The organism is Microbacterium hydrothermale, from assembly GCF_004854025.1.
Classification (GTDB): domain Bacteria; phylum Actinomycetota; class Actinomycetes; order Actinomycetales; family Microbacteriaceae; genus Microbacterium; species Microbacterium hydrothermale.
In genome coordinates this window covers 686,282-693,985 of the sequence record NZ_STGM01000002.1, presented here as the reverse complement: position 1 = coordinate 693,985, position 7,704 = coordinate 686,282, and the positions used below count along the sequence as shown (strand labels likewise).

Genomic DNA, 7,704 nt, shown 5'->3' with positions numbered 1-7,704 from the left:
CCCCGTCGTCGGCTCGGTCGCCTCGGCGAGCGCGGTGACGCCGCTCTCGACGAGCGCGGCGAAGACGCTCGCGGTCACCGGAACCGACGGCTCCACGGCCCTCGGGCTCGGTGTCGCCGGCCTGCTCGCACTGCTGATGGGAGGCCTGCTGCTGCGCCGCCGCCGCTCGCTCTCGTGAGCCGCGGAGGGCACTGACCCTCAGCGGAACGACACCGGATGCCGACGAGCTGTCGTGGCATCCGGTGTCGTGGCGCGCCCGCGACGGGGCGAGACCGGGCACCCCGGACCCCTCGACAGGCTCAGACCCTTCGACAGGCTCAGGGCCCTCGACGGGCTCAGGGCCCCCACCGCCGGGGGTGTCGGGCTACAGCGCGCCGCCGCGACGCTCGCGCTCGAGGAACGCGATCGTCTCGGGACGCTGCGGGTCGTCGAAGATCTGCGCGGGCGTGCCCTGCTCGACGATGCGGCCGCCCTGCATGAACACGATGCGGTCGGCCACCTCGCGCGCGAACGACATCTCGTGCGTGGCCATGAGCATGGTCGAACCGCGGTCGCGCAGCACCCGCACGAGGTCGAGCACCTCGCCGACCAGCTGCGGGTCGAGGGCCGAGGTGATCTCGTCGAGCAGCAGGAGCTCGGGATTGGTCATCACGGCGCGCACGATCGCGACGCGCTGCTGCTGCCCGCCCGAGAGACGGTCGGGGAACTCGCGGGCTTTGGCGCCCAGACCCAGCTGTTCGAGCAGTTCGGTTCCGCGGGCGTAGGCCTCGGTCTTCGGCATCCCGTGCACTTTGCGTGCGGCGAGCGTGACGTTGTCGATCACGCGCAGGTGCGGAAAGAGGTTGAAGTGCTGGAACACGACGCCGATCCGCGCGCGAGCGGCGTCGGGGTCGATGGTCGGGTCGGTGAGGTCGTCGCCGTTGAGCAGGATCTGCCCGTCGTCGACGCGCTCGATGAGGTTGATGGTGCGCAGCAGCGTCGACTTCCCCGACCCCGAGGCGCCGATGAGCACGACCACCTCGTGCTGCGCGAGCTCCAGGTCGATGCCGTCGAGCACCACATGGTCGCCGAACGCCTTGCGGACGCTGCGGACGTCGAGCACGGTCATACGGTTCCGCCCATCTGCTCGCGCTTCGCCAGTCGCGCCGAGACGTAGTCGGTGAGGCGGATCATCGGCAGCGCCATCGCCACGAACAGCAGCGCCGCGACGATGTACGGCGTGAAGTTGTACGCCTGAGCCGAGGCGATCTGGGCCGCGCGGACGGCATCCACCGCTCCGAGCACCGAGATGAGCCCCACGTCTTTCTGCAGCGACACGAAGTCGTTCATGAGCGCCGGCACGACCTTGCGCACGCCCTGCGGGATCACGACGATCCGCAGCGTCTGCGCGTGACTCAGGCCGAGAGAGCGGGCCGCGACGCGCTGCGAGGGGTGCACGGCCTCCATGCCCGCGCGCAGCACCTCGGCGATGTACGCCGAGTACGTCAGCACGATCGCGATCGTGCCCCACAGCACCACCGGCACGCGCCCGAAGACGCCGAGCGCGGGAAGCCCGAAGCCCACCAGGTACAGCACGATCAGCAGCGGGATGCCGCGGAACAGGTCGGTGTAGATCGTCGCGAGCGCGCGCAGGGGGAAGAACACCGGCCCCCGCAGCGAGCGCAGCACCGCGAGCGTCGTGCCGAGGATCGCGACGGCGATCGCCGCGACGAACAGCACCTGGATGTTGACCCACAGCCCCGCGAGGATCGACGGGAAGCTCGCGAGCGCGATCTCGGGGTCGAAGAACGCGCGGCGCACGTCTTCCCACCCCGGGCTCGACAGGATCGCCCAGCCCACGACGACGACGAACACGATCGAGCTGACCAGCGCGATCAGCACCGATTTCGTCGACTGCCGACGCCGTGTGGCGCGCCGACCGAGCTCGAGCTCGCTCGGCCGCCACACGGCCTCGGAGGGGGCGGATGCCACGGGGCTTACTTCAGCACGGGAGCCGCGTCGGTGCCCCCGAGCCAGGTCTGCTGCAGCTCGTCGAGTGTGCCGTCGGCGCGCAGGGCGTCGACCGCGTCGGAGACGGGCGCGGTGAGCGGCGAGCCCTTGGGCAGCACGAACGCGAGCTCGTCACCGCCGGCCGAGGAGTCGGGCAGCTGACCGACGACCTTGCCGTCGTCGAGAACGGCACCGGCGAGGTAGAACGCGGTGGGCAGGTCGACCACGATCGCGTCGACCTGGCCGGACTGCAGGGCGGCGACGGCGTCGTCGTTGGAGTTGTAGACGCTGAGGTTGCCGGTGCCGAGCTGGTCGGCGGCGACCTGATAGCTGGTGGTCGCGCTCATGACGCCGACGGGCAGGTTCTTCAGCTCGGCCACGGTGGTCGCCGACGCGGCGGGCGACGAACCGGTCGAGACGACGGCCTGCGTGGTCGTGTAGTACGGCGACGAGAAGTCGACGGCCTGCTTGCGCTCCTCGGTGATCGAGAACTGCTGCAGGTTGAGGTCCCAGTCCTTGGTGCCGGGCGCGATCGCGCTGTCGAAGGTGCTGCGCACCCACACGACGTTCTCCTTCGAGAAGCCGAGCTTGGTCGCGACGGCGTCGGCGACCGCGGCCTCGAAGCCCTTGCCCGAGGCGGGGTCGTCGTCTTCGACCCACGGCGAGAAGGCGGGCTCGCCCGTGGCGATGGTGAGCTTGCCGGCCGTGACGGTCTGCAGGGCGCCCTCGGAGGCGGGCGCTGCACCGGCGTCGGAGCCGGTCGGGGCGAAGGCGCAGGCGGTCAGCGTCGCGACCGTGGCGGCAGCCAGGGCGGTCAGGGCGGCGGCGCGGCGCAGGCGTGCGAAAGCGGTCACGATGTCTCCTCGTGGACGTATCGGGGTCATCCCCGGAGTGCTGTGATGTGCACAGCGTACCGGCGGTGTGTTTCCGGGAAGGTCGCGGGTGAAACCTGGCGACACGGGGTGCCGCAGGCGCGGTGGGGCTGCGACCCGTCGCGCAGGGTGCGTGGCGGCGGGCCCGGGTCACGGCATCCTGCCGATGCGCCCCCTACTCGGCCAGGCGCCAGTCGTCGAAGCTGAACCCCGGCGACACGAGGCAGCTCACCACGACCTCGGCGTCGCCCGCGGGCCGGGCCGCCTGCCACACGCCCGCCGGAACGGTGTGCTGCAGCACGTGTCCCGCCGCCAGGTCGGGGCCGAGCGTGATCGTCTGCGCCTCGCCCGGCTCGGCGCCCGCTCCGCCGAGCGACAGCTCGAGCGCACCGGGACCGTGCCACAGCCACACCTCGTCGCTCGTGACGACGTGCCATGCGCTGCGCTCGTCGGGCCGCAGCAGGTAGTGGATGCAGGTCGCCGCGGGACGCTGACCCGCGGGAGTGTCGACGGCGTACGACCCCGTCCACATGCGGCGGAACCACCCGCCCTCGGGGTGCGGTTCGAGGTCGAGCAGCCGGGCGGTCTGCGGGCGGTCGGTGTCGGCTGGATCGGTCATGCGCGCACTCCTGTCTCACGGGTGAAGGCGGGCGAGGCGGAGCGCGCCTCGCCGCCGATGAACGTCGCGGCCGCGCTTCCCGCCCCGGCCACCACGAGGTGTTCGATCGTGGCATCCACCTCCGACACCGGGATGTCGAAGAACGCCAGATCCGCCACGGCGCCCACCGCCAGGTAGCCCGTGCGGGCGGGGCCGGTGTCGAGGCCCATCGCGTGCGCCCCGCCGAGGGTCGCCGCGCGCAGCAGCAGCTCGGGCAGGTCGCGATTGACGTAGCCCTGGGCCCGCGCGAGCCGGTGCAGTTCGGCGACGTCGGCGAGCAGGTCGAGGGAGGGACTGGATGCCAGCGAGTCGGTGCCCACGGCGAGCGCATTGCCCTCGACGAGGTAGGCCGCCACCGGTGGCTCGTCGAGTCCGATCACGGCGTTCGAGCGCGGGCACAGGGCCACGGTCGTGCCGCGGGCGCGCAGGATCGCCCGGTCGCGCGCCGTCATGTACACGCCGTGCGCGATGTGGCAGTCGGGGCCGAGCACGCCGAGCTCGTCGACGAACTCGGTCGCCCCGGTGCCGAACCCCTCGTCGCGCAGGGCGCGGAAGCTCGCGGGACGCTGCTTCTGCCACGGCACGGCCTCGCCGTGCTCGCGCTCGAACGCCGCCTCACCCAGGTGCAGGTGCAGGCGGCTGCCCCGCTCGCGCACGATGTCGGGGATCTCGAGCAGCGGCTCGACGTCGAGCGAGTACGGAGCGTGCGGAGACAGCCCGGTGCCGGGCGGAGACGGCAGCGCGTCGAGACGGGCCTCCACCTCGGCGCGCCCGCGTTCGGCCCACGCGGCGTTGGTCCAGCTCATCACCTCCCAGTAGGTGATGCCGTGCAGCCGCGCGTCGTGCAGCGCCGAGGCGGCTTCGACGTCGGTGACGATGTCGGCGACGGCGGTCGTGCCTGCCGCGATCATCTCGCGCGCGCCCGCGGCGGCATCCTGAGCCCAGTCGTGACCCGCGCGGTACACCGGGGTGAACGCATCGTCCCAGTCGTCGAAGCCCGCGTACGACCCGCGACCCACCTCGGCCATGCCCGTGTACTGCAGGTGCGAGTGCGCGTTGACCAGGCCCGGGGCGAGCACGCCCGGCCAGTGCACCTCGTCGAAGGCGACTCCCCGCGCCCGCAGCTCGTGCACGACCCACTCGCGATCGCCGACATGCCGGATGCGCCCTCCCGCCACCGCGATCGCCCCACCCGGAATGGGCGGCGCCGTGATCGGAAGGACGAGGGATGCCGAATACACCCTCATCGCGCACCCCCGGCGAAGCGCGGCGAGCGCCAGTCGTCGAGGCCTTCGGGGTCGAGGGGCCGTGGGGGGTCGATCTCGGCGCCGCGCACGCGGAGCGCCTCGCGCGCGACGAGGTCGTCGACCTCGGGTCCCAGGGCGTGCACTCCGGGCCCCGGGCGACGGCGCAACAGCTCGCCGAGGGCGGCGAGCTGCACGGCGAACGACAGGTCCATGATCTCGATCGGGTTGCCCTCGGCCGCGGTGATGTTCACGGCTCCTCCCCCGCCGAGCACTTCGGCGCCGGCGTCGACGCCGTCGGCCGCGACCTCGCCGGGCACGCCCCCGGCTACGGCGACGACCCGTGCGACCGCGGAGAGGTCCGCGGTCACGGTGCCGGGTACGCCGGTCGCCGAGACGACGAGCGCCCCGGCGGCGAGCTCGTGCGCCGGTCCCGTGGGGAAGCCGTCGTGCCGCGCCTCGAGCGCGCGCACGGGGTCGGTCTCGGCCACGCGCACCGCGGCGCCGAGCGCGCGCAGGTGCGCCGCGACGCCGCGTCCGACGGGACCGTACCCCAGGACGAGCGCGGGCTGATCGGTGAGCGCGATCCCCCGCTCCTCGAGCAGGTCGGCGATCGCGAACACGCACGACTGGCCCGTGCCGTAGCGGTTGTCGAACATCGTCTTCGTGCGGGCGTCGTTGACCGCCATGACCGCGGTGCGCAGGATGCCGGCATCCTGCATCCGCCGCAGCGGGGTGAGCCCGCTCGTCGTCTCTTCGCACGCGCCGATCCAGCCCGCGACCAGGGACGGGTCGTCGTCGTGGGCGAGACGGATGAGGTGGGCACCGTCGTCGAGCAGCACGTCGAGACCCGCGCGCAGGAAGGCACGGGCGGCGGCGAGCTCCTCCGCGCCGCTCAGCGCCGGATCGGCCGTGACCGCGAAACCCTGCGCCCGCAGCGCATCGGCCACCGCCGGATCGGTCTCGTCGGGATGCGCGTACACCGACACTTCGGCCCCCCGCTCGCGCAGCAGCAGCGACAGCACCGCGGTCTTGGGCTCGAGCACCATCGCCACCCCCACGCGCAGCCCGGTCAAGTCGAGGCGTTCGGCCATCGCGGCCGAGACGGGCATGTGCGCGCGAGCGAAGGAGATGCGGCCGGCGGCATCGCCGCGCTCGGGCAGCGGCGCACCATCGAGGCGCACCGTGTCGGCATCCAGATCGAACTCCACCCGCCCGGGAGTCGGTTCGGGACTCGGGATGCCGCCCAGCCGCACGAGCAGGTCGTGCAGGCCCGACGCGTCGGCGCCCCGCACGGCGAAGGGGCGGCCGGCGAGCATGAGGTTGGACGCGCGCGCGAAGCGCCGGACGATGCGCTCGGGTGCGCGAGGGTCGGTCACGGGGTTCAGCCTAGGGTCGCGGGTGCGGGCGGCCGTGCGGCGGGGGCCCTCCGGCGCCGTGAGGCTCAACGCCCCCGCGGCCCGGCTCGGGGGCGCATTTCGCCCTCTGGGGCGAACGATTCGCACCCCGACCGCGAGAATCCGCCCCGCCCCCCGAGACGAAAACGAAAAGGCCCCGCCCTGCCGAAGCAGGAGCGGGGCCTTTTCGTGCGTCGCGAATTACTTCGCGGCGACCACCTGGAGGGTGATCACGGCGGTGACGTCGTCACGCAGGCGAACGGTCGCCTCGTGCTCGCCGACCGACTTGATCGAGGAGGTGATCTGGATCTTGCGCTTGTCGAGCTCGCCCAGGCCGGCAGCCTTGACGGCGTCGGCGACGTCGGCGGGCTTGACCGAACCGAAGAGGCGACCCTCGTTGCCGGCCTTGACGGCCAGCTTGACGGTGTTCGACTCGAGCGAGTTCTTCAGCGACACGGCCTCTTCGTGGTCGTGGATCGCGCGGGTCTCGCGGGCGGCGCGGATCGAAGCGACCTGCTTCTCGCCACCGCGGCTCCAGGCCACGGCGAAGCCCTGCGGGATGAGGTAGTTACGGGCGTACCCGTTCTTGACCTCGACAACATCACCGGCGCTACCGAGCCCGGTGACCTCATTCGTGAGAATCAGCTTTGCCATCGGGTGCTCCTTAGCGGCCGGCGCCGGCGTAGGGCAGGAGAGCCATCTCGCGCGCGTTCTTGATGGCGCGGGCGATCAGGCGCTGCTCCTGCACGGAGACACCGGTGATACGACGGGCGCGGATCTTGCCGCGCTCCGAGATGAACTTGCGGAGGGTTGCGACGTCCTTGTAGTCGATGACGCCGACGCGGATCGCCTTCGCGGGGGCTGCGTTCTTCGCGCCCTTCCGCGGCTTGCGGCGGTCGCCAGTGGCCTTTCCAGCCATGCTTCCTTCTTTCGTGTGGTTCGGATGCCGAGGCGGTCACGCGGACCGGGATGCGGCATCCGGAATTTCAGGGGGTCGTCGTGCTCGAGAGAGCGCGGCGAAGATCAGAACGGGGTGTCGTCGCCGTAGGAACCGGGAGTGCTCCACGCGTCAGCGCCGCTGTTGCCGCCGCCGTTGTTCGAACCGGGGGTCGACCACGGCTCGTCGTTCGACTGCTGCACCTGCGCGCGCTGGCCGCCTCCGCCGCCCCCGCCGCCACCGGCGGCACGGGTGACCTGAGCGGTCGCGTAGCGGAGCGAGGGGCCGATCTCATCGACTTCGAGTTCGATGGAGGTGCGGTTGTTGCCCTCGCGGTCCTGGTAGGAACGCTGCTTCAGGCGACCGGTCGCGATGACACGGCTTCCCTTGGTCAGCGAACCGGCGACGTGCTCGGCGAATTCGCGCCACACCGAGGCGCGCAGGAAGAGCGCCTCGCCGTCCTTCCACTCGTTCGCCTGACGGTCGAACGTGCGGGGGGTCGACGCGATGGTGAAGTTCGCGACCGGGAGCCCGTTCTGCGTGTAGCGCAGCTCGGGGTCGGCCGTGAGGTTACCCACGACGGTGATGACGGTTTCGCCGGCCATCG

General features: G+C 72.0%; 10 protein-coding genes. 1 reads left to right on the top strand and 9 read right to left on the bottom strand.

The genetic code is table 11. From position 1 onward, the window contains the following. Window positions 1-34 precede the first annotated feature (34 nt). Entirely contained in the window at window positions 35-178 is a 144-nt protein-coding gene (locus FB047_RS17435; RefSeq protein ID WP_240752661.1) for an LPXTG cell wall anchor domain-containing protein, read from the top strand. A 186-nt stretch (window positions 179-364) separates the two neighbouring features. Here the strand turns inward: FB047_RS17435 and FB047_RS06870 are convergent, their stop codons facing one another. From FB047_RS06870 to FB047_RS06830, 9 genes are all read right to left on the bottom strand, one after another. After that, window positions 365-1,108, bottom strand: a complete 744-nt coding sequence (locus tag FB047_RS06870; RefSeq protein WP_136586424.1) for an amino acid ABC transporter ATP-binding protein — start codon at window positions 1,106-1,108, stop codon at window positions 365-367. After that, complete coding sequence (locus FB047_RS06865) at window positions 1,105-1,971, bottom strand: amino acid ABC transporter permease (protein WP_136586423.1); 867 nt, start codon at window positions 1,969-1,971, stop codon at window positions 1,105-1,107. The genes FB047_RS06870 and FB047_RS06865 overlap by 4 nt, the downstream gene beginning before the upstream one ends. Window positions 1,972-1,976: 5 nt before the next feature. Continuing rightward, complete coding sequence (locus FB047_RS06860) at window positions 1,977-2,843, bottom strand: ABC transporter substrate-binding protein (RefSeq protein ID WP_240752656.1); 867 nt, start codon at window positions 2,841-2,843, stop codon at window positions 1,977-1,979. A gap of 193 nt (window positions 2,844-3,036) precedes the next feature. Further along, window positions 3,037-3,480 carry a cupin domain-containing protein gene (locus FB047_RS06855; protein ID WP_136586421.1) on the bottom strand — a complete coding sequence of 148 codons (444 nt, stop codon included), beginning with the start codon at window positions 3,478-3,480 and terminating at the stop codon, window positions 3,037-3,039. Beyond that, entirely contained in the window at window positions 3,477-4,766 is a 1,290-nt protein-coding gene (locus FB047_RS06850; RefSeq protein WP_136586420.1) for an amidohydrolase family protein, read from the bottom strand. Before FB047_RS06850 ends, FB047_RS06855 begins: the two co-directional genes overlap by 4 nt. Then, window positions 4,763-6,142, bottom strand: a complete 1,380-nt coding sequence (locus tag FB047_RS06845) for an adenosylhomocysteinase (protein WP_205822708.1) — start codon at window positions 6,140-6,142, stop codon at window positions 4,763-4,765. The genes FB047_RS06850 and FB047_RS06845 overlap by 4 nt, the downstream gene beginning before the upstream one ends. 219 nt (window positions 6,143-6,361) lie before the next feature. Next, window positions 6,362-6,814, bottom strand: a complete 453-nt coding sequence (gene rplI, locus FB047_RS06840; RefSeq protein ID WP_136586419.1) for a 50S ribosomal protein L9 — start codon at window positions 6,812-6,814, stop codon at window positions 6,362-6,364. A gap of 10 nt (window positions 6,815-6,824) precedes the next feature. Beyond that, window positions 6,825-7,079, bottom strand: a complete 255-nt coding sequence (gene rpsR / locus FB047_RS06835; protein ID WP_013584646.1) for a 30S ribosomal protein S18 — start codon at window positions 7,077-7,079, stop codon at window positions 6,825-6,827. A gap of 104 nt (window positions 7,080-7,183) precedes the next feature. Continuing rightward, entirely contained in the window at window positions 7,184-7,702 is a 519-nt protein-coding gene (locus tag FB047_RS06830; protein WP_076673071.1) for a single-stranded DNA-binding protein, read from the bottom strand. Window positions 7,703-7,704: the final 2 nt, after the last annotated feature.

What these genes read in the sequence shown, in the direction of transcription:
- FB047_RS06870 (WP_136586424.1), bottom strand. Translation starts at nt 1,108, where the DNA reads ATGACCGTGCTCGACGTCCGCAGCGTCCGCAAGGCGTTCGGCGACCAT.
- FB047_RS06855 (WP_136586421.1), bottom strand. Translation starts at nt 3,480, where the DNA reads ATGACCGATCCAGCCGACACCGACCGCCCGCAGACCGCCCGGCTGCTC.
- FB047_RS06850 (WP_136586420.1), bottom strand. Translation starts at nt 4,766, where the DNA reads ATGAGGGTGTATTCGGCATCCCTCGTCCTTCCGATCACGGCGCCGCCC.
- rplI (WP_136586419.1), bottom strand. Translation starts at nt 6,814, where the DNA reads ATGGCAAAGCTGATTCTCACGAATGAGGTCACCGGGCTCGGTAGCGCC.
- rpsR (WP_013584646.1), bottom strand. Translation starts at nt 7,079, where the DNA reads ATGGCTGGAAAGGCCACTGGCGACCGCCGCAAGCCGCGGAAGGGCGCG.
- FB047_RS06830 (WP_076673071.1), bottom strand. Translation starts at nt 7,702, where the DNA reads ATGGCCGGCGAAACCGTCATCACCGTCGTGGGTAACCTCACGGCCGAC.